The sequence below is a fragment of the Egbenema bharatensis FJBBOT/2019 genome, assembly GCF_048077055.1.
In the GTDB taxonomy this organism is placed as follows: Bacteria; Cyanobacteriota; Cyanobacteriia; order Elainellales; family Elainellaceae; genus Egbenema; species Egbenema bharatensis.
Map to the genome: position 1 here is coordinate 617,804 of NZ_CP182236.1, position 22,403 is coordinate 640,206.

Annotated in this window: 14 protein-coding genes and 3 pseudogenes; 11 read left to right on the forward strand and 6 right to left on the reverse strand. The window is 51.5% G+C overall.

What is annotated here, in order from left to right; all coding sequences use genetic code 11:
- The first annotated feature begins 532 nt into the window (after positions 1 to 532).
- The 4 genes and pseudogenes from ACM1PF_RS02780 (at position 533) to ACM1PF_RS02795 (ending at position 4,790) form a co-directional block, all read left to right on the forward strand.
- On the forward strand, positions 533 to 775 hold the full coding sequence (locus tag ACM1PF_RS02780) for a hypothetical protein (protein ID WP_416672150.1): 243 nt from the start codon (positions 533 to 535) through the stop codon (positions 773 to 775).
- A gap of 2,179 nt (positions 776 to 2,954) precedes the next feature.
- A pseudogene (locus ACM1PF_RS02785) lies at positions 2,955 to 3,242 on the forward strand (tetratricopeptide repeat protein); the annotation flags it as partial.
- 6 nt (positions 3,243 to 3,248) lie between these two features.
- Positions 3,249 to 3,449, forward strand: a complete 201-nt coding sequence (locus tag ACM1PF_RS02790; RefSeq protein WP_416676950.1) for a hypothetical protein — start codon at positions 3,249 to 3,251, stop codon at positions 3,447 to 3,449.
- Between the two features lie 156 nt (positions 3,450 to 3,605).
- The gene (locus ACM1PF_RS02795; protein ID WP_416672151.1) at positions 3,606 to 4,790 is read left to right on the forward strand and encodes a hypothetical protein; all 1,185 of its coding nucleotides are present in this window, start codon (positions 3,606 to 3,608) and stop codon (positions 4,788 to 4,790) included.
- A gap of 17 nt (positions 4,791 to 4,807) precedes the next feature.
- Here the strand turns inward: ACM1PF_RS02795 and gloB are convergent, their stop codons facing one another.
- Positions 4,808 to 5,581 (reverse strand): hydroxyacylglutathione hydrolase, encoded by a 774-nt coding sequence (gene gloB / locus ACM1PF_RS02800; RefSeq protein ID WP_416672152.1) that lies wholly within the window; start codon positions 5,579 to 5,581, stop codon positions 4,808 to 4,810.
- Between the two features lie 265 nt (positions 5,582 to 5,846).
- Here gloB and ACM1PF_RS02805 point away from each other — a divergent pair, with 265 nt between their 5' ends.
- Both ACM1PF_RS02805 and ACM1PF_RS02810 read left to right on the forward strand, forming a co-directional pair.
- Positions 5,847 to 6,065: a hypothetical protein gene (locus tag ACM1PF_RS02805; protein ID WP_416672154.1), complete on the forward strand. Its 219-nt coding sequence runs from the start codon at positions 5,847 to 5,849 to the stop codon at positions 6,063 to 6,065.
- 936 nt (positions 6,066 to 7,001) lie between these two features.
- Entirely contained in the window at positions 7,002 to 7,250 is a 249-nt protein-coding gene (locus tag ACM1PF_RS02810; RefSeq protein ID WP_416672156.1) for a hypothetical protein, read from the forward strand.
- A 328-nt stretch (positions 7,251 to 7,578) separates the two neighbouring features.
- Here the strand turns inward: ACM1PF_RS02810 and ACM1PF_RS02815 are convergent, their stop codons facing one another.
- The 4 genes from ACM1PF_RS02815 to ACM1PF_RS02830 all read right to left on the reverse strand — a co-directional run bounded on the left by ACM1PF_RS02815 (position 7,579) and on the right by ACM1PF_RS02830 (position 9,168).
- Positions 7,579 to 8,058, reverse strand: a complete 480-nt coding sequence (locus tag ACM1PF_RS02815; RefSeq protein ID WP_416672158.1) for a photosystem I reaction center subunit XI — start codon at positions 8,056 to 8,058, stop codon at positions 7,579 to 7,581.
- 58 nt (positions 8,059 to 8,116) lie between these two features.
- Complete coding sequence (locus ACM1PF_RS02820) at positions 8,117 to 8,248, reverse strand: photosystem I reaction center subunit VIII (protein WP_106175441.1); 132 nt, start codon at positions 8,246 to 8,248, stop codon at positions 8,117 to 8,119.
- Positions 8,249 to 8,525: 277 nt separating this feature from the next.
- Positions 8,526 to 8,861, reverse strand: a complete 336-nt coding sequence (locus tag ACM1PF_RS02825; RefSeq protein ID WP_416672159.1) for a DUF5615 family PIN-like protein — start codon at positions 8,859 to 8,861, stop codon at positions 8,526 to 8,528.
- On the reverse strand, positions 8,854 to 9,168 hold the full coding sequence (locus tag ACM1PF_RS02830) for a DUF433 domain-containing protein (RefSeq protein WP_416672161.1): 315 nt from the start codon (positions 9,166 to 9,168) through the stop codon (positions 8,854 to 8,856). The genes ACM1PF_RS02825 and ACM1PF_RS02830 overlap by 8 nt, the downstream gene beginning before the upstream one ends.
- Positions 9,169 to 9,568: 400 nt before the next feature.
- Between ACM1PF_RS02830 and ACM1PF_RS02835 the strand changes: the two genes are divergently transcribed.
- The gene (locus tag ACM1PF_RS02835) at positions 9,569 to 9,814 is read left to right on the forward strand and encodes a hypothetical protein (protein ID WP_416672163.1); all 246 of its coding nucleotides are present in this window, start codon (positions 9,569 to 9,571) and stop codon (positions 9,812 to 9,814) included.
- 299 nt (positions 9,815 to 10,113) lie between these two features.
- On the opposite strand, the gene ilvN is transcribed toward ACM1PF_RS02835, so the two are convergent.
- Positions 10,114 to 10,632, reverse strand: coding sequence for an acetolactate synthase small subunit (gene ilvN, locus ACM1PF_RS02840; RefSeq protein WP_416672164.1), 519 nt, complete (start codon positions 10,630 to 10,632; stop codon positions 10,114 to 10,116).
- A gap of 1,500 nt (positions 10,633 to 12,132) precedes the next feature.
- Between ilvN and ACM1PF_RS02845 the strand changes: the two are divergent.
- The 4 genes and pseudogenes from ACM1PF_RS02845 to ACM1PF_RS02860 form a co-directional block, all read left to right on the forward strand.
- A pseudogene (locus tag ACM1PF_RS02845) lies at positions 12,133 to 19,128 on the forward strand (cadherin domain-containing protein); the annotation flags it as partial.
- Positions 19,129 to 19,163: 35 nt separating this feature from the next.
- Positions 19,164 to 19,220 carry a hypothetical protein gene (locus tag ACM1PF_RS02850; protein ID WP_416676543.1) on the forward strand — a complete coding sequence of 19 codons (57 nt, stop codon included), beginning with the start codon at positions 19,164 to 19,166 and terminating at the stop codon, positions 19,218 to 19,220.
- Positions 19,221 to 19,240: 20 nt separating this feature from the next.
- A complete protein-coding gene (locus tag ACM1PF_RS02855; protein ID WP_416672166.1) occupies positions 19,241 to 19,546 on the forward strand; it encodes a hypothetical protein in 306 nt (101 codons plus the stop codon).
- Positions 19,547 to 19,672: 126 nt separating this feature from the next.
- Positions 19,673 to 22,392, forward strand: a pseudogene (locus ACM1PF_RS02860) (DEAD/DEAH box helicase).
- The last annotated feature ends 11 nt before the right edge of the window (positions 22,393 to 22,403 follow it).

The following is a 22,403-nucleotide window of genomic DNA, read 5'->3' on the forward strand; positions in this document are numbered from 1 at the left end:
TGAAAGCCTGCTTTATTAAGGGTTTAGTCCGTTTAAACGGACTTCAGTGATTAGCCCCGAATTCATTCGAGGGCGGGGGATTGGGAAAGCTGCAAGATGTGAATTGGCTCCTATCGCCCTTGGGGAGAGGGGTTGGGGGTGAGGGCACACCACTTTAAAATCCCGCTTGGGAGGGGTAGGGGGCAACTCTTCTGCCAAAGTCTTAACTATGCTCAAAAAATTTTCGTCAAAGAGATTGACGGAATCCGCAGAATTCACTACGCTATTCGATTAAGGCGATGAAAAACTCTGGTGTAGTGCAAACGTCGCCCGACCCTCAGGAATTCAGCGTGACCAAGCGGTGCAAACAACACCACTCAGCCACTAACCCGACAGACAAGTGACCAGCGAGTCTGTACAGGCTAGGGTTTATTTTAGCTGAGGTTTTACCAAGGGTTTTACCAAGGTTGGACTAAGGCTGGGAGCGATTCTGGTTTGGTGGGGAAAACTGGGTTCCTGGGTTTCTTCCCTCAGAACTTAAAGGAATTTTTTCATGACAGGCGAAAACTTCATATTTCACTCTGGCAGCGAATCCGACTCGTTGCCCGATCGGGAGTTGCCTAATCGGGAATCGATCAAATTAGTGGCGATCGGTTCCCATGAAGGCGTGAATGAGATTGTCCATCAGTTGCATGTCCTCAATGTCCGTGATGCCACTACCTGGAGTCGGTTTCTGCCCACCCCCAATCCCAATGAGGTGATGAAGATTAATACTCACTATCGAATTCGCAGGTAAACGGGGGTCTGCCGTTTTTATCGCCCTTACCCTGAAGCTCTCTCCCTGGGGGCAAGGGACTTCGATCCGGCTCTCCTGGGGGGCTACCGTGTACACAGATCTTGGCTGAGAGGCTCAAATCCTGATAGATCCCCCTAAATCCCCCTTAAAAAGGGGGACTTCTAATCCGGTTCCCTCTTAAAAAGGGGGACTTCTAATCCGGTTCCCTCCTTTTTAAGGAGGGTTAGGGAGGATCAAACCCAGTCGTGGCTAGAGCCGATGACTTGTGTGTACACCGTAGCCTGGGGGGTGGGCACCTGGGGGTAAATTCACAAAAATTCAGGTTTGGGTTTCCTGATGTCCGGTATTGGGGCTGGAAGAGTTGATATAGGCTTAGACTCTTTGGGCTGGCCTGTAACCTCGACTTGCCTGTAACTTTGTGCAAAATGAATAAACAGTCCCGGTTAGAACTCTTAGAGCACTTGACTTTGCTGGGATCAGGGGTGGGTGCAGTGGCATCGATTCTCCTGAATCAAGCTTCCTATGCGATTCCGCCACTATCGCTGGCTTTGGCGTTGAGTGTGTTAAACCGCAGATCTGAACGGCAAATGTTACAGGATAAGCAGATGACGGTTGATTCGATCGATCAGCGGTTGTCGCAACAGTTGAATCGGCTTCAGCACCAGGTTTCACAATTGCCTACCCCAGAAACGATCCATCAGCTTTCCAGGGGGGTTGTACTGCGGAATCGGGAACTGGCAGACCACTTGTATGCAGAAATTACTGCAATGCAGACGGAGTTTCAGCAGAAGTTTGACCAACTGGAACAACAGGATCTGAACATGGTTTGTCATGACTTGCAGCAGCTCCGGGAACAATACATTTCTCTGACTGAGACAGTCAAGCAGATGCAGGCAGTGGGGGGTGGTTTATCTGATTCCAGCCGATTGGAGCAGATTGAGGCGATCGTGAATCACTTTAACCTGGAGATTGGTGATTTACAAACTCGGCTGGAAACATTCACTGGCCAGACGAAACCAAATCTGGCGGCTTTGCAAGAGCGGGTGAATCGCCTCGATCGCCTGTTTAGTCAGCTTCCCCCTCCAGTGGATGCTACGTCACTGAAGAAGGAGGTGGCGGAACTGATTCGGATTATTGGGGATCTGGTGCCGAAGCGGGAAATGGTGGCTTTAGTGAATGAGGTGCAGGCGTTGCAGCAGCAGCAGGACACCCTGCATCATTCTGTTGCTACGGTTAAGGCAACGGCGGGTGAGGTGCGGCGGTTGTCCGATCGGGTGGATGGGCTGATGCAGGAACAGCAGCATTTGAGTGAAACGGTGAAATCGCCGGATGTGCTGGATTTGATCGCGTTGCAGCGTCAGTTCAGTGATCTGTCTAAGCTGGTGACGGCGACGATGAAGGGGGCGGCTGAGGGGGCTGAGCAATTGGCGAGAAATGGGGGCGATCGGGTTCAGGCTTTGGGGGCGGGTCGTTCTGATTTGATTGTGGACTTTAATGTTGCTTCGGCGGGAACGGAGCCGAGGGTGAACCCTGAGCTTTCGGGGAGTCGGGCGGTGTTGCTGGAGGCTTTGAAGTCCACGCGGCAGCGATTGATTTTGATTTACCCCTGGTCGGTGCAGTGTCCGCTGGAGGATGACCTATTTCAGGCGTTCCATGCGTTCCTGGGGCAGAATCGACGGTTGGCGATCGGATGGTGTCAGGCGGCATCCCCTACGGACGATCGCTGGATTGGGAAGCTGCGACGAGCCTGGCAGACGAATCAGCCGAACCGGGTGCAGGCTACTTTACGGCGGTTGCTTCAGTTGAAGCAGGCTTATCCTCAGACGTTTCAGTTTAAGGTTTTGGGGGGAAGTGAGAACTTTTTGGTGTCCGATCGATCGTTTGCGGTGCTGGGGATGGCGGATACGCTGACCTCAACGACGATTTTCCCGGAGTTGCAACTGAAGCTGCGGACTCAACATCCGGCGGTGATTCAACAATTGATCGATCGTTTTGATGCCCCCAGGTTGGCTCTGGATGATGGGACGGCTTACTGGAATCGGGCGGTGACTCGCCATGATCTGGGAGATTATGGTGGGGCGATTGCTGACTATACCCATTTGCTGACGCAGGAGACTGATGCGGCTCGCCAGGCGATCGTTTATAACGGTCGGGGGCGGCCCATTGTGATGCGGGGAATGTGGCGGAGGCGATTGCTGATTTTGAGCAGTCGGTTCAGCTTCAGCCTTATCAGGCGTTGGCCTACTGCAACTGGGGGTTTATTCGCGCTGAACATGGTGATTTTCAGGGGGCGATTAAGGATTTCAGTTGTGCAATTCAGAATCAGCCGGATTGTGCGATCGCCTATTTCCAGCGGGGGTTGGCGCGGCAGAAGTTGGGGCACTATCAGGAGTCGCTTTCGGACTATACGGCGGCTCTGGATCAGGCTCCCGATGGGGCAGCGGCTTACTATTATCGGGGGCAGGTCTGGCAGATGTTGGCGCAGTATGAGCAGGCGATGGAGGATTTGACGCAGGCGGCGGAGCGGTTTGCAGCGCAACGGAGTGAGGCGAAGGCCCAAAAGGCCCGGGAGAATTTGGTACAGCTTCGTCAATTGCTGGCTTCTCGGTCTGTGATGCCCAAAGTGGTGGAACGCAATGGGGTGAGGGCGACGGGTCTTTCGGGGGTGGTGTAGGAGTGGGGCCGGTTGTGATGCTGCTCTGGCTTAACCCTTGTTGGGATCTACCTCATGATATAGTCCACTCGACGGGTTCAATTTTAGAATTGACAGGAATAAGGGATTTAAGTTTGTATTCCTAAAATCCTGAGATGGAACACCAGAGGCAACTGCATGACGGTCATTGCGTATCTTTTGTACGGTGATAATCAGATGTACGAGAGAGAACTTGTGTTCAGTCTTCTCTCGATGCTGCGTTTTCTGAAGGATCAAAATGAATCTGATTCCTCTCTTTCGATTAGTGTGATTAGCGATCGAGAGCGGGAGATTTTGACTCATTTACCGACTCCGTTGCCGATCGAACAGTTGATCGTTTCCCAGGGTGAATTGGATGGATGGATGAGGGGGGGAGCTTATCGGCATGGGGTTAAACCCTGTGCTTTGATGAAGGCTCTGGATGTTTATCAAGAGTCGGTAATTTTGATCGATACTGATACGTATTTTGTGGAGACTCCGCTGCGGTTAATTGAGCGTGTATCGTCCACGTCATCTGTAATGCATCGATTTGAGTACTGGATTCAGGATGAGCCGATGTGGCAGCCGATCGTTGAGCGGGTGGGGGATGGAATTGAGCTACATGGAATTACTGTTTCGCGGCAGTCTCCGATGTATAATTCGGGGGTTTTGGGGGTTGATTATTCCCAGCGATCGCTCCTCGATCGGGTGTTTGAGCTTTTGAGTACGCTGTACGATTGGTCGCCGATCTTTAATGTTGAGCAGTTTGCGGCTGGGGTAACGCTGCATCAATGGACAAATTTGCTGACCAGCGATGATATTGTGAAGCATTATTGGGGATATGAGCGGGAATTTGTGCATTCCCAAATCAATCGATCGCTCATGAATGCTAAGACTCCGTTTAATGAATTGATGCATCATCCTGCGACCTTTGCGGTGGGCTATCCCCGGCAGCCGATTAAAGATCGCCTAGTGAGTAAGGTGCGGGGAGCAATGCAGGGGTGGAACGATCGTTATCGGTTTGCTTATTTGTCCTACCGTACAGCGTTGTTCTATGCGAGCAAGGATAGGGAGTATGCCAATATCTGGGCGACGATCGCACTTGAGGAAGCTCGAATGGCAGTGGGGGTATTGGATGGTGGATCTGGTAGTGGATCTGGTAGTGGATCTGGTGGTGGATCTAGTGGTGCATTTGAGAACAATACCGAATTTGATCGGGTGGGGTTGTCGCTGCAACGGGATTTTGAGCAGTTTCAGCCAGAGGCGATCGGCTCACTGGATTGGCTGAGTGGGGAGGTTAAACAACGCTGGCTTCAGTTCTGGGAGCAGGCTGCTTCTGGGTAGGTTTTGTTATCGGGTCTTTAGAACTGGTCTTTCATGCCGCGTAGTCGGGTGAAGGTTTGAATGGGGTTTTGGCTTCTGGTTTTGGTTTGGAGGATGGGCTGATCCCAGCGCAGGAATGGGTTGGTGCGTTTCTCTTCTCCGAGGAGGGAGGGAATGGTGGATTCCGATCGCTGGCGCATGGCTTTGATGGTTTCGTAGCGATTGTGTAGATCCAGGTTCGTTTCATCGACGGTGAGGGCAAACTGGAGGTTCTTGAGGGTGTATTCGTGGGCGCACCAGATGCGGGTCTGGTCGGGAAGGGTACGGATTTTGCTGAGGGAGTTGACCATTTGCGTGGGGGTGCCTTCAAACAGTCGGCCGCAGCCTCCGGCAAAGAGGGTGTCGCCACAGAAGAGTTCTCCGGGTGCTTCAGGCTGCGATGGGGCGAAGTAGTAGGCGATGTGGGCTCTGGTGTGGCCGGGGACGAAGAGGATTTCAGCGGTTCGATCGGCGAAGGTGACGGAATTGCCCTCCTGGAGGAAGACTTGCTGACCGGGAATGCGACCGCGATCGGCTGCACCACCATAGACGGTGGCGTTGGGAAATTGTTGGAGGAGTTGCGTATTACCCCCCACGTGATCTCCGTGATGGTGGGTGTTGAAGATGGCGACTAGTTCAGCCTGGAGGTGTTGTAAACACTGAAGGACGGGGGTGGCTTCAGCGGGATCTACGACTGCGGCAATCTGGCGATCGGCATCATGGAGGACAAAAATGTAGTTGTCGGAGAGGGCGGGAAGGCGATGAATTTGCATGGTTGGGGTGGGTGACTACTTTTTGATCGTGCCACGGGATGGGGAAAGTGGGGTTGCGGTGTGTGGATGAGGGGACTCAGTGATATTGGCGATCGGGAAATTACTGGGATGGGTTATTCAAAAGCGGAAATTTTGTCCTGAAATTTCATTTTGGCTTTATTGGATTCTCAAATTAGCTTTGCCTATAGGAGTACTGGAATAGCGAGAATAAATGTAGAAGGGTATGAAAAAGATGTAGACGGAATTTGGGAGCGGGAGAGGAAATATGGTTTGGGTGACTAATCAGAATTTTGATAAGAAAGCGGAGTTAGTTGATCGAGCGATCGTTGAAAAAATTTTGTTATCTGGCGAGATGAGCCGGTTTCAGCATTTTCATCTCTCTTCTACTTTGTTAGGAAATCCAGCGATGGCAGATGAGGAGCGTTGCCAAATTAACCGAGTATTTGATTATATTCAAACTGGGCGAATTCGCCTGGTTGATTAGCATGACGCTGATGATTTTCCCTTCAGATTCAGTGATTTAACTGTGGTTTAATTTGGCTCTGTCTGGATGTAAGACAGGGCTTTTTAATGGGTTCATTTCGGGCATCTGAACTACGGATGATTTGGCGAGATGCGGCTGGCGATCGGTTTGGAAGTATCCGGTTTGTGCAGGTTGACCAATCTCTGTAGCGCAGGCAGCGTTCGACTGAGTTCACGCCAAATTGCCTGCCAGTAAGTGATGTCTGATGCAGATGCAGAAGCGGGATAGAGCGATCGGCTTTAACCCTTCCAGGTTTAGCTTTTTTTGAGTCTTATTGTCCCATTTTTGGTCTTAGCTGAGTCTAGTTTGTTTCGTTTTTAGTCTTATATAAGACTGCTGATTCTAGACCTTAGTCTCATGTGAGTCTTAACTGTACCAACATTAATCTATTTTGAGATTAGTGAGTCTTAGTAAGGACTCAAAAAGAGATTATGAGTCTTAAATGAGATAAGTAAAATAACCTGGGATGATGAGTTTAATGATCTGGTTGCCTTGCTTGGGATTATGGATTCAGTAACCTGTGCAGCGTTTTACTTTGCTGACTGGGCGGGCAAGATGCCCACCCCACAAGATTTTTAGATTATTCAGTTTGCATCCCTTGGTTCTCAGGCGGGCAAGATGGGGTGTATCCCACTGGGTGTATCCCACTTTTGCATTTGCATAATGGATAGTGCACTGGCAGGCAAGATGCCTGCGCTACGGAAATCGATCAATTGACATCAATGGGATGCTCCCGGCAAGATGCCTGCCCCGTAGGGTGTGCCCTACTTTTTGGAATGCTCTCCACCCTACGAGAATTGCAGGTGATTCAATTCGCATTTAGAGTTTTGAATCGATAAATGAATCAATGGATAGACTTAGAAGAGGCAATCTTTTTTGATTTGAGTCTTCATTTCTATGCCATTCATTTCATGTTATTTCTATGCAGATGGGGAATGGGCAGGGGCGATCGAGGCGGCTGCTCCTGGGGTGGAGTTGCAGTGTAAAGGGGCGATCGAGAGGGGTGAAAATTTAGTCCAAATCCAGTCCAGGGCTAAAATTCTATCGCCTGAAAGCTTTGTAAATCATGAGGTTTGTGACTTTGATTTACTGCGTTCTCCGCAACTAATCAAGCATCATTTAGCGGCATCCCAGAGCCAGCAGTAATCGCCATCCCTTATCGCTTCCCGTAGCGCAGGCATCTTGCCGGCCAGTGAAACATTCGTCATGTAAATGCAAAAAATTGGAATATACCCAAGCATCTTTCCTATCAACGCTACCCACCTCCCAAAAAGTTTGACGGATTGAGCCAACAAAATTAAAAGCGAAAATCTCAAGTTCAGAACCACCCGATCGAGGCTCTAATCAAACAATCAAACTCCAGTAAAACTCCAGTAAAACTTCAATAAAAAAAGGGTGGACAGCATCCACCCAAACTCAAGCTTTACATGAACTTCATTCAGAAGCTCTCAACAATAGAAGTTCTGGAATTCACCTAAGTGAGATTTCCGAAAGTTTCCATTACACCAGAAGAAAACACCGTATATACCAGGTACGCAAATGCAGCTCCACCAATACCGCCAATTAAGAAACTGCCAGCAAACTCACTCCAACCTTCTGAATCGCCCAGACTAGAAGGAGGATTGGGGTTGGTTAGAGTGCTGATGGGCTTATTGGGCTTGGTGCCTGCATAGAGCGAGAGGCAAACAGTCAGAATAGTAACGAGGATAATTGCCTCAATCAGCCCAACCACATTAGCAACAGGTGTATTGCGGAATTGGCTAGTGACGGCAAATGGGCCAAATAGCAGATAGCCATGAGCCATGCCAATCTCTAGACCCCGTCGTTGGGGAGACAACCCACCCCGATAGGCAGGTAAGTTACCAATCAGAGCCTTGGTGAATGGGGATGAATTAATGGGAGTTGCCAGATTGCCGACCTGAGGGTCGCCAGCAGGTTTGACCACTTCTGTCATGTTGATGTTCTCCTAAATTGCTTATCACCGATAGGTATACCCAAGGAAATTAAAGCGATTAGATGCCGCTAGCATCCTCACGTTCGATATAGATAAAGAGGAACGCCATCACCACTGCTGGAAAAACCCACCCAATGATCGGAACAAAGATGGTGGGCAAAAACGAAGCTGCATAGGATGCGATAATCATTGACTCTCCTCGTCAATACAACGAATCTTAGAGCCAACTTTACTGCGAATTGGGGACTGAGTTTCTAAGTGCTAAGAAATTTTAACAACCGTTGAGGAAAAGATGGCGGGTTGAGCGGCTTGCTAGATTGTGAAGCAGTAGTCCGCCCCTCAGTTCTTTAGCATGGCAGACTCCTCCAATGTGACTGAGCAAGGAGCGATCGTCCAGTAGCGCAGAATACCCAAGGGGCGATCGGGTTAGTTCCCATGGTTATTCTCAAGCTCTGTTCAACAGATCCTTAAAGGAATTCAACATGGTTTTCCATCTCCTCTGGTTCTAGCCACTCCCAAATCAAAATCAATCCCTTGATAATCTCTCCAATCGATCGCCTTTGCTGCTGGCAATACACAATTCCCGCATGATTAAACTTCGCGTCATGCAGTCGTAAAAAATCATCATCCTGCGTAAAGATCACCCGATGCTGGGAGTTTGCAACAACGAGATGTTCCTCATCCGTAGCACCCATCAAGCCCAGTTCTTGAGTCGTCTTCACATCAATACCCCGTCGTCTTAATCCATCTGCAATGGCGATAGTTACGTTTTCATCAAGCTGACACCGAATCGTTCTAGGCATTTTCGGTCAACTTGCGTTGCAGAATTGAACGGGTTTTAGCCTGAAGCTGTGCTGCAAACTCTTCTCCGGCGTGAATTTGCTGTTGAATTTCATCTCGATGATCGTGGTAGTATGCCAACGCTGCATACACATCAGCCAGTGTAATGGTCGGATAGTGCAGCAAAATTTCGTCTGGCGAAAGCCCCATCCGCTCATGCCAGATCACGATATCTTGCACCCGAATTCGATGCCCTGAGATCCGAGGTTTACCACCACAAACCCCTGGAGTAATTTCAATATGTTCGGTAATGACTGACTCTGAAGGCATAACTTAAAAGCTGGGAACTGATGCAGATGCTCTAATCATATGCAATTCTCGTCATGAAGGGGCGATCGGTTCCTCACCCAAGGGAAATCCCACCAAAAATCTTCGCCAAAAAGATTGACGGAACCCGCAGAATTCACTACGCTATTCGATTAAGGCGATGAAATCCCCTGGTGTGGTAAAAAACGTCGCCAATCCTCAGGAATCTGGCGTGACCGAGCGGTGCAGACAACACCACTCAGCCACTAACCCGACAGACAAGCTAGCAACGAGTCTGTACAGGCTGGGGTCTATTTTAGCTAAGGTTATAACCAAGGGTTTAGATCAAGGCTAGGAGTGATTCTGGTTTGGTGGGGAAAACTGGGTTCCTGAGTTTCTTCCCCTAAACAAAGGAATTCTTTTCATGACAGGCGAAAACTGCATATTCAACTCCGGCAGCGAATCCGACTCGTTGCCGAATCAAGGGTTGCCCAACCGGGAATCGATCAAATTAGTGGCGATCGGTTCCCAGGAAGGCGTGAACGAGATCATCCATCAACTACACGTCCTCAACGTCCGCGATGCCACCACCTGGAGCCGCTTTCTGCCCACCCCCAATCCCAACGAGGTGATGAAAATCAACACCCACTACCGCCGCAGAAGCCGCTAAAACTTCTGTCGGTCAACCATCACTCTTGTGGGGTGGGCATCTTGCCTGCCCATTCCGCCCTGGCTCCTATCGGTCAACCATCACTCTTGTGGGGTGGGCATCTTGCCCGCCCATTCCGCCCTGGCTCCTGTCGGTCAACCATCACTCTTGTGGGGTGAGCATCTTGCCCGCCCATTCAACCACAACTCCTGGAGATCAACTATCACTCTTGTGGGGTGGGCATCTTGCCCGCCCATTCCGCCCTTGCTCCTATCGGTCAACCATCACTCTTGTGGGGTGGGCATCTTGCCTGCCCCTCCCTACACCTTCACCTCCAACGACTTCAGGTACTCCGTATTCACCCCAGACTCCCGCATCAGAGCAATTTTGCCAGTCCGGGCAATCTCCCGAATCCCAAAACGGTTAAGCACCTGGACGATCGCCACCATTTTTCCAGGATCGCCCACCACCTCCACCGTCAGGGAATCTTCCGCCACATCCACCACCCGGGCCCGGAAGATCTGTGCCACCTCCACAATTTCAGAGCGAGTCGAGCTGGTGGTATTCACCTTAACCAGCATCAGTTCTCGTTCCACGCAGGGCACTTCCGTAATATCCTGCACCTTCAAGACATTAATCAACTTATAAAGCTGTTTCGTCACTTGCTCGATCGCCTGATCATCTCCAGGAACCACCATCGTAATCCGAGAAATGCCAGACTGTTCAGCAGGGCCAACCGCCAGACTTTCAATATTGAAACCGCGACGGGCAAACAGTCCAGCAATTCGGGTCAGCACTCCCGCTTCATCTTCCACTAAAACTGAGAGGGTATGTTTCATGGTGTGTTCTCCTGTAGCTAAAACAATCAACAACAATCAAGCTTGAGCCAGCAAATCTTTCGGCTACGGCATCAACGGAATCCGTTTATTTTCCCATCGATCGTAGGCATAGCTTTCTATCATAGCTTGTCTTTCAGCCATTTCTAACCTTTCAAAGTAGCAATTCAAACATCATCAAAACCGTAAGATCTCTGTATAATTGACGATCGATTTTTTGGTTTTGAATGTAATTGTTTTGACCCGATGTGGGTAGCCTTCCTAATAGGAATTGTATTGCTTTAAGCAACCGATCCTAGCGTAACCTCAGGGGGTAGGTTTCCCATGTCAGAGAATCGGCAAGGTAGTGAATTCAGGGTCAATACGACAACTGCGGGTGCCCAAATTACATACAATCCGATTCGCGGGAACCCCTCCCAGAATCCTGAGGAGGCGCAGTCCCTCAGAACGGTGGCGATGGACGCAGAGGGAAATTTTGTCGTGGTTTGGTCGAGCCAGGGGCAGGATAACGATTTGGAGCCTCTGGAGTGGGGAGTCTATGCTCAACTCTATAACAGCCTCGGACAGCCCATTGGTTCCGAATTTCTCGTCAATACAGCTTTAACCGTCGGTGAACAGCTCGCCCCGTCCGTGGCAATGGATGCCAACGGCGATTTTGTCGTGACCTGGTCAAGCCGAAACATATACGACTACAGCGGCGATCGATCAGGGTTTGGCGTTTATGCCCAACGTTACACTAAAACTGAAGCAGGGGCCCAGCAAGCAGGTAGCCCTTTCCTGGTCAACACCACCACGGCTTCAGATCAAAGGAACTCCTCGATCGCCATGCAGGCCGATGGCGGCTTCATCATCACCTGGACAAGCGGCAATGCAACCAACACCAATATCTATGCCCAACGGTTCAACAGCGCAGGGGCAAAACAGGGTGGCGAAATTCTGGTCAACACCCACACCACCCAACTTCAGCAAAGCTCCAGTGTTGCCGTTGATTCCCTCGGTCGGTTTGTGGTGGTTTGGGAGGACAGCAATCAGGATGAAAGTTCCTGGGGAATCTACGCCCAGGTCTTCGCTGCGGATGGCAGTCGGTTAGGCGGAGAGTTTCAAGTTCATCAAGGCACAACCGGGGCCCAACGACATCCCAGCGTAGCGATCGATTCAACTGGCAACTTTGTGGTTTCCTGGACGAGTAGCCACGTCAGCAGTCCAGATATTTACACCCGCCGGTTCAGCATTGATTCAGCCTCACCGCAGGGATACACTGCTCTGGGCAATGAAACGTTAGTCCACACTGCCACCGCAGGGATTCAGCAATATTCCTCAATCGCAATGGATGCCAGTGGCGGCTACATTGTCACCTGGACGAGTGACAGGAACCTGGCTGGGGGAAACATCAGTGCCACCGAAATCCATGGTCGGCGATTTTCCCCCGCTGGCACCGAGGTAGGCAATACTTTCCGCGTTGACTCATACACGACTGGGCACAAATCCTTTTCCTCGATCGCCATGAACGGCACCGGCAACTTTGTCATTGCCTGGACAAGTGACAATCAGGATGGTTCAGAGAGAGGAGTTTTTGCTCAACGGTACGAACTCGATCCCCTACCCAACGATGCTCCGACTGGGCTTTCCCTCAGCAACACCGAAATCGATGAAAACGTTGGGAATAATTTTCCCATTGGCATCCTGACCACAGAGGATCCAGATCTCCCCGGAGATAGCCATACCTACAGCTTTGTAAGCGGCGAGAATGATAATGATGCCTTTGTCCTGGTAGGGAATGAGCTACGCATCAGGAACTCACCAGACTACGAAGCAAAATCCAGCTATACGGTGACAATCCGAACCACGGATTCAAGGGGAGCCACTTTTGATCGGACATTTACGATCACGATCAACGACGTTAACGAACCACCGACCCGGATCTTACTCAGCAACACCGCGATCGATGAAAATGTCCCCGTTGATACGCCCATCGGTATTCTGACCACTCAAGATCCCGATGCAGGGGATGCCCATACCTATGAACTCGTGGATGGGTTTGGCAACAATAATCTGTTCGAAATCGTATTCGTGGAAGGAGTCGGCTACAGGTTAGTCGCTAAATTTTCCCCAGACTACGAAGAACAGAACACCTATTCAGTCAGGGTGCGATCGACGGATAAGGGCGGATTACCCTTTGAAGAAACCTTCACCATCACCGTTAACAACATCAACGAAGCTCCGACGAACGTTACTATCAGCCCTGGCAGCGTAGATGAGAACTCTCCTCTTGGAACACCGATCGGCACCTTTACCACGATCGATCCAGATGGCGATACGCAGTTTACCTATGAATTGGTCAATGGCGTACTGGACAATAATCTATTTACGATTGTCAACAACGAACTGCGCGTCAATGCCGATTTTGACTATGAAACTCAAAATGAATACACCATCCGAGTCAGGGTCACAGATCTGGGCGGCGAGAGCCTGATCAAGGATTTAGTCATTCGCATTAATGATGTTAACGAAGTTCCGACCGCAATTCTGATCAGCGAAACAGAGATCAACGAAGGCATTCCGTCGGGTTCTCAAATTGCCTTTCTGACAACAGCAGATCCCGATGCAGGGGACAGCCACTTTTACACGATCGATGCAGACTTTGAAGATGGCAATCTCTTTAGCATCAGCAACAATCAGCTCATCATCAACGAGTCACCCAACGCCACAGCCAAATCAGAATATACCATAAGAATTATTACCACTGATTCCGGCGGATTGTCTCACGATCAGGTTTTTACCATCATCGTGAATCCGCTCGATCCGGGTGCTCCCACCAGCCTATCCCTTGATAACACCGTCATTGAGGAAAATGTTGGCGATGATTTTAAGGTCGGTGAATTTACCACCGTCGATCCCGATCAAGCCAATGGGCACATCTATACGCTGACTCCTGGTTTCGCCGAAAATAACTTCTTTGAAATCCGGGGTAATGAACTATTTATTAAGCAGTCTCCGAATTTTGAAGACAAAAATTCTTACAGAATTAAAGTCAGAACGACAGATCAAGATGGGAATTTTCTCGATCAAGAATTCATCATCACGATCGAGGATGTCAACGAACCGCCGACCATTCTTTCTTTAAGTAATACAGAAGTCACCGAAAAGACAGGCGATAACCAAACGATCGGCATTCTCAGCACCAATGATCCTGATATTGGGGAAGTCACAACCTACACCTTTGTAGACGGATTTCCTGATAACACTTTCTTTGCGATCGATAACAATCAGCTCATCCTGCTCCAGTCCCCTGATTTCGCAGTCAAGTCCTCCTACACCATTAAGATTCGCGCCAGAGACACCGGTGATCACGAAATTGAGCAGGAATTCACCATCACCGTCATTAACGTCAATGAGGCTCCATTTGGGTTAAGCCTGAGCGATACTGAAATTAACACAGGACTGCCTGCTGGAACTGAAGTCGGCACGTTCACAACCCAGGATCCCGATCCGGGAGACACCCACCAATACACGATCGATCCCACCTTTGAAGATGGCAGTCTGTTCAGCATCAATGGGAATCAGCTCATTCTCAACGCCCCCACCAACGTTGCCACCAAAGCAGAGTATAGAATTCGAGTCACCACAACGGATCAATCGGGACTGTCTTTTACTCAAGAATTCACAATTCAAGTCATTGACGTTGATACTCCCCCCAGCAACCTGGAGTTATCCAACCTCAGCGTCGAAGAGAACGTGGGAGATAACTTCCTGGTTGCCCTGATCACCAGTTTCGATCCCAACGTTGGCGATACCGTTACCTACACCCTGCCCGATGGGTTTGCGGATAATGCAGCCTTTACCATCGTCCAGCAGGGTGACGACTATCAACTCATCATCAAGCAATCGCCGAACTTCGAGGCGCAGAGTAGTTACTCAATTAAAATCAGGGCAACCGATTCCAAAGGACTCTTCACTGAGAAAGAATTCACAATCTCAGTGATTGATGTCAATGAACCGCCCACAGCAATCAATTTAAGTTCAACTGAGATCGATGAAGGCAGTCCAGCAAACTCGATCGTCGGACAATTCACAACCGTTGATCCAGACGCAAATGAGAATCACCAATATACGATCGACGGCACCTATGAAGATGGTAGCCGCTTCACAATCAACGCTCAGAACCAGCTAGTCCTCCTCGATGCTGCCGATGCCGCCGTTAAATCAACCTACACCATTCGAGTCACAACCACCGACAAAGGTGGTCTGACCTTCACACAAGTCTTCACCATTACCGTTGCTGACCTTCCGGATCCGCCAACGGACTTAGCCCTGAGTAACACCAGCATTGAGGAAAATGTTGGCAATAACTTTCCCGTCGCCACCATTACCAGCTATGACCCCGATGGGGATGACGTAACTTACACCCTGGCTGATAATTTTGGTGATAACGCATCCTTCACGATCGATGGCGATCAGCTCATCATCAAGCAATCTCCGAACTTTGAAGCGAAAAGCAGTTATCTTATCAAAATCCGGGTTACAGATACCACTGGGCTGTTCACCGAGCAAGAATTCACGATCACCATTCAAGACGTAAACGAGCCACCCACCACGATTTCCCTTAGCAATACGCAGGTTCTGGAGGATGTCCCAGATAACTTCACGGTAGGTACGTTCAGCAATGATGATCCTGATGCCAATGAAATCCATACCTATACTCTGGTTGATGAGTTCGAGGATAATGCTGCCTTTACGATCGTCAATAATCAGCTCATCCTCAAACAATCTCCTGTCTTTGCAACAAAGCCGACTTATAACATTCGCGTTCGCCTGACCGATAAGGGTGGATTTGAAGTCGTTAAAGAATTCACCATCACCGTCGTTGATGTCAACGATCCACCAACGGGATTAAGCCTGAGCAATACGGTGGTCGATGAAAATGTCGGGAATAATTTTGAGATCGGCACATTCACCACGACCGATCCCGATGATACTGAGCATACCTACAGTCTGGTTTCAGGATTTGGCGATAATGCCTCCTTCACCATTAGCGGCAACAGGCTAATTGTCAATCAGTCTCCCGACTTTGAAGCTAAACCCAGCTATAACATTAAAGTTCGGACGACTGATTCTGGTGGCTTGTTCTTCGAGCAAACGTTCACCATTACAGTGAATGACCTGAATGATCCGCCAACCGATATCTTGCTGAATAACAATCGGGTCAACGAAAATGTGCCCGTCGGAACCCTGGTGGGCAACTTCAGCACGGTGGATCAGGATGCCGGAGATACCTTCACCTACGCCCTGGTGGCGGGAACCGGAGATACCAACAACGATCGCTTTACGCTAACTCAAGATGGAACGCTGCGGATCAACATCAGTCCTGACTTTGAAACTAAGTCCAGCTACTCCATCCGGGTCAGAACCACCGACAGCGGCGGACTATCCCACGAGAAAGTTTTCACCGTTCTGATCAACGATCTACCAGAAAATCCGGGAGACACCGATCCGACCGATCTCCTCCTCAGTAACAATGCGATCGATGAAAATGTTCCGGCTGGCTCCCTGGTGGGAACCTTCAGCACGATCGACCCCGATGTGGGCGACACCTTCACCTACACCCTGGTTTCCGGGGCAGGCAGTACAGACAACGGCACCTTTACCCTGACGGCAGACGGTCAACTTCGCATCAACATCAGTCCCGACTTTGAAACCAAATCCAGCTACTCGATTCGCGTCAGAACCACGGATTTTGGCGGCCGCTTCCTGGACAAAACCTTCGTTATTTCAATTAACGATATTAATGAACCTCCCACCATCACCCTGTCCAGCGGAGCCGTTGTCTACACCGAAAAGTCTCCAGCGATCGCCATTGATCCAGGCTTGTTGGTCAGAGATCAGGATAGTCCTAACTTAACAGGGGCAATCGTATCCATCGGCGGCTATGTCGCAGGTCAGGATCGGCTGGAGTTCACCAATCAGAGCGGCATTACCGGCAACTTTGATCAGGCAACAGGCATTCTCACCCTGACCGGAACCGCCTCCCAGGCAGCCTACCAAACGGCCCTGCGATCGATCAGATACCTCAATACCAGCAATAGCCCCAATACCGCCAACCGCACCATTCGCTTCACCGCCACGGACGGCAACACCACCAGCAGCCTGGTGTCCCGCACCGTCCAGGTGATTCCAGTCAACGATCCCCCCGTGATCACCACCTCCGGAGGCAACCTCGCCTACACCGAAGGCAATGCCCCGATCGCCGTAGATCCCCTGGTGCAGGTTACAGACGTGGACAGTCCTAATCTGACTGGGGCCAGAGTGGCCATCAATGGGTATGCCCCTGGACAGGATCGACTGGAATTTACCAACCAGAACGGTATCACGGGTAGCTTTGACGAAGCCACTGGCGTTTTAACCCTGACCGGAACCGCCGCCGCCGCCACCTATCAAGCCGCCCTCCGATCGATCGCCTACCGCAACACCAGCGATAACCCCGACACCAGAAACCGGACGCTGCAATTTTCTGTAACGGACGATGCCTCTGCCACCAGCAATGTCGCCACTCGCACGATTCAGATTATTGCAGTCAACACCCCACCCAGCGTGATCATGTCGGGTGGGGCCCTGTCCTATCAGGAAAAAGCCGGGGCACTGGCCATCGATCCGGGCATTCGCGTCAGCGATCCAGACAGCGCCAACCTGACCGGAGCGGCGATCGTCCTGGTGGGTTACCTTCCCGATCAGGATCGACTGAATTTCCGCAATCAAAATGGCATCACGGGGAACTTCAATGCTGCAACAGGCATTCTCACCCTGAGTGGTTCAGCCTCCGTAGCCGCCTACCAGCAGGCCTTGCGCTCTGTCACCTACACCAACAGCAGCAATAACCCCAACACCAGAGCCCGATCGATTCAGGTTTCCGTCACCGATGGCTCAACCGTCAGCCCGCCAGCCTTCCGATCGATCCAGGTCATTTCAATCAACGATCCGCCCGTCGTTACCCCTTCCCTGACAACGATCGAGTTTCCCCGTGTGGCTGGAGCCATTGCCATCGATCCGGGTCTTCTGGTCGCAGATGCCGATCACACCCATCTGACAGGGGCAACGATCGCCCTGAAAGGCTATGTGGCGGGACAGGACAGCTTTTTGTTCAACGATCAAAATGGCATCACGGGCAGCTTTAACGCCGCATCCGGGGTTCTGACCCTGACCGGACGGGCTACCATCGCCCAATATCGTACCGCCCTGCGATCGATCCTCTACGCCAACAACAGCGATGCCCCCCGCACCAACACCCGCACCGTTGAAATCCGCGTTTCGGATGGCATCAGCAATAGCAACCTGGCCGCGATTCAAATTCGCTTTAACCAAACCAGTGTCCCCCCGGTTCTAGACCTGAACGGAGCCAGTGCCGGGATCGACTTCAGCAGTACCTACGTCATGACCGGGCCCGCCATCAGCATCATTGCCGCCGATGCCACCCTGCGCGATCCCAATCAGACCATGATGACCTCAGCCCAGGTTGTGATCTCCAATCCTCACGACTGGCAGCATGAAGACCTGCTGGTCAATACCCAGGGAACCAACCTGACCGCCAGCTACGATCGCCGCAAAGCCACCCTAACCCTGCAAGGAACAGCCACCCAGGCAGCCTATCTCAGGGTCTTACGCAGCATCCAGTACCGCAATCGATCGCCCAAGCCCGACCTAACCACGCGAACGATCGTCTTTACAGTCAATAACGGTATCACCCGCAGCGAACCCGCCCAAACCACCGTCCAACTCACAACCGTCAACCTGCTCAACCAGGGAACCCCGCGCAACGATCGCCTGATCACCACCCCTGCCACCGACATCATTAACGCCCAGGCAGGGGATGATGTCATCGTTTCCAACCTGGAAAACCTGCAACAGAACGACAAAATCAACGGTGGAGCCGGGATGGATACCTTCGTCCTGACCAACGGGGCAGGCTTTGCCGTAGTAGATGTCGATCATCCCGTTAACCAAATTGGCGGCATTCTCACCGGCAGTACGACCATTACCAACTTTGAATACTTCGACTTTGGCGGCTTCCAGGGCAGTGTGTCCATGATTGGCAGCAATCGCTTCAGCAATCGGCTGGTGGGCGGTAGTGGCAATGATGTCCTGCTGGGCGGATTGGGGGATGATCTGCTCATCGGCAATGAAGGCAACGATCGCCTCGATGGTCGAGCCGGAAACAATACCCTGATTGGCGGCATGGGGGATGACATTTACTCTGTCCATAGTCCGGGGGATGTCATTGTCGAAGTCGAAAATGGTGGCTACGACATCGTATTTGCCTCAGTCGATTGGACATTGGGCGCCCATCTAGAGGATCTGGCCCTGGTCGGCAGTGCCAGAGTGGGAATTGGCAACGATCTGGATAATGGCATTACGGGAAATCAGCTCAATAACCTCCTGGTCGGCGGTTTTGGCAACGATACCCTGGTCGGTAATGCAGGCAATGACATCCTCATGGGTGGGGCAGGTGATGATGACTTACAGGGTGACCCGGCCGCGATCGTCTGGTCGGTGGCCCGGGCAACGATCGCCTGGATGGGGGCCCGGTCGAGATACCCTGATTGGCGGCCCCGGTCGAGATGTGTTCGTTCTGTCCAGCCGTCGTAAGCGCGATCGCAGCGTAATTCGAGATTTCAAACCCGGCGAAGATATCCTGCAACTGTCCCGTAAGGGCTTCAATAATCAACTCAAACGAGGCCGAATGCGTTCCAATCAATTCACCCTGGGCGATCGGGCAACGACATCCAGCCATCGCATCATCTACAATCAGTCCACCGGCTCCCTGTTCTACGATTCCGACGGCATTGGCGGAGCATCTCAGGTCTTGATCGCCAAATTCACCAACCGGGCCGATCTGACTCGCGCCAATATTGTGGTAACTCGATAAGGCGGACAGGGGGCGATCGCGGCGGACAATCTTGACGAGATTCTGCGAATCAAATGAGAACGATATGATTGAGGAGAGGTAGGATTGAAAAACCCTATTTTGTCTCCCATACGAAGACCTTGACCTGTGAACGTTCCATCCGGCACTGCCCAACTTGATCTCAGTTTGATCTTTCCGTTTGAATTAGACCCCTTTCAGCAGCAGGCGATCGAAGCTCTGAATGCGGGGGAATCGGTGGTCGTTTGTGCCCCAACCGGATCAGGTAAAACCTTGGTTGGGGAATACGCGATTCATCGGGCCCTGGCGCGAGGCAAGCGGGTCTTCTACACTACGCCCCTGAAGGCATTATCCAACCAGAAACTACGAGATTTTCGGGAGCAATTTGACCAGAGCAGGTCGGTCTATTGACCGGAGATTTATCCATCAATCGGGATGCACCGATCGTGGTGATGACCACCGAAATTTTTCGCAACATGCTCTACGGCACACCGATCGGTGAGGTTGGCACTTCCGTGGTGGATGTGGAAGCAGTGGTGCTGGATGAATGCCACTATATGAACGATCGCCAGCGCGGCACAGTTTGGGAAGAGTCAATTATCTACGCGCCCCCCACGATTCAGCTAGTCGCCCTCTCCGCAACGATCGCCAACAGTGAACAGCTCACAGACTGGATTAGCCTGGTTCACGGCCCCACCAAGCTGATCTTTTCCGACTATCGCCCCGTTCCCCTGGAATTTCACTTCTGCAACACCAAGGGCTTATTTCCCCTGTTCAACAACCAGAAAAAGAAAGGAATCAACGCCCGGCTCAAGCCGAAGGGAGGAAACCGGGGCCGCCAGGAAGGACCCAGCATTGCTGCGGTGGCCAGCCTCCTGCAAGAGCGAAACATGCTCCCCGCCATTTATTTCATCTTCAGCCGTCGGGGCTGCGATCGAGCGGTAAACGAGCTGAATCATTTGAAGCTGGTGAATCGGGCCGAGGCCGCCGCCCTGAAGTATCGCATTGATGCCTTTATTAGCCGCAACCCAGAGGCAGTGCGGACAGATCATTTGGAACCTCTCTATCACGGCATTGCATCCCACCATGCTGGAGTCCTACCGGCCTGGAAAGGGTTGATTGAAGAACTGTTTCAAGAAGGGTTAATCAAAATCGTTTTTGCCACCGAAACCCTGGCGGCAGGAATCAATATGCCCGCCCGCACCACAGTAATTTCCAGTCTCTCAAAACGCACCGATCGCGGCCATCGCCTGTTAAACGCCTCCGAGTTTTTGCAGATGGCGGGTCGGGCCGGACGACGGGGAATGGATAATCTCGGCCATGTCGTCACCGTACAAACTCCCTTTGAAGGGGCATCAGAGGCATTTTATCTAGCCAGTTCCGGCTCCGATCCCCTGGTCAGCCAGTTTACCCCCAGCTACGGCATGGTGCTGAATTTGCTGCAAACCCATACACTACTCCAAACCAAAGACTTAATTGAGCGCAGTTTTGGCCACTACCTCTCCACCCTCTACCTCCGCCCCCAACAGCAGGCCATCACCGATCTATCCCTCGCCATCACTCAGCTTGAAACCGAACTAGCCAGCATTGATCCAGATCTGCTAGCCAGCTACAGCAAACTCAACGATCGGCTCAAGGAAGAACGCCGTTTGCTGAAAACCCTCCATCAGCAAGCCCAGCAGGTAGCCGCCGAGAATCTAGCAACTTTGCTCTCCTATGCCGTGGCTGGAACCATGCTGACCATTAAGGGTAAACACATCACGGTACCCGCCCCCCTCTCAGCGGTATTGGTGACGAAAGTACCCGGTTCCGGGCAGTTTCCCTATCTGGTCTGCCTGGGGCAAAACAACCGCTGGTATGTGGCCACCATTGCCGATGTCGTGGGGTTACATCCAGAAATTCCCCGCCTGGAAGCAGTGGATCACCTTTCCCCTCCAATGGAGCTAAGTCCCCGCCCCGGTGCCGTGCGATCGGGAGATGAAGTGACTCAGGCGATCGCCAATCAAATTCCCACCATTCCCCCAGAGGTGGATGTTCCACCGGAAGTCCAGACCCAGCAAGGACGGGTCACTGCCGTTGAAGCGCAAATCAATAGCCATCCCCTGCGCCAGTTTGGCGAACCGGGGCCGCTTTTGAAACGTTACAGCCGTCTGGCCAAGATGCAGGATGAACTGGAATCGCGGGTGGCCAAACTCGATCGCTACTCACAACGCTACTGGCAGGAATTCCTTAGCCTGATGGAGATCCTGGAGTATTTTGACTGTCTTCAGTTCGTTGACATGGACATCGACAGCCTATCCCCCTCAGCGGAACCCTCCGAAGATCCGCCCGATGAAAAGTGGGCAACCACAGCGAAGGGAGAAGTAGCCGCAGCGATTCGCGGAGATAATGAACTGTGGTTGGGCCTGGCCCTGGATTCAGGTGAGCTGGATGGACTGGATCCCCATCACCTCGCTTCTGCCTGCGCCGCCCTGGTGACGGAAGTTTCCCGTCCCGATACCTGGACTCGTTACAAAATATCCCCAGAGGTAGATCAAGCCTTACAGGGATTACGCGGCATTCGGCGGGAACTATTCAAACTGCAACGACGCTATCAGGTCGCCCTGCCGGTATGGATGGAAACAGACTTAGTTGGACTGGTAGAACAGTGGGCTTTGGGCGTAGAATGGAGCGAACTGTGCAGTAAGACCAGTCTCGATGAGGGAGATGTCGTGCGCATGTTGCGACGCACGGTGGATTTCCTATCTCAGATTCCCCACGCACCTCACTTACCCGCTGAATTGAAGCAAAATGCCATCCGGGCGATTCAACTCATCGATCGCTTCCCGGTGAACGAGGGAGTAGATTAGGGGAGATCGGT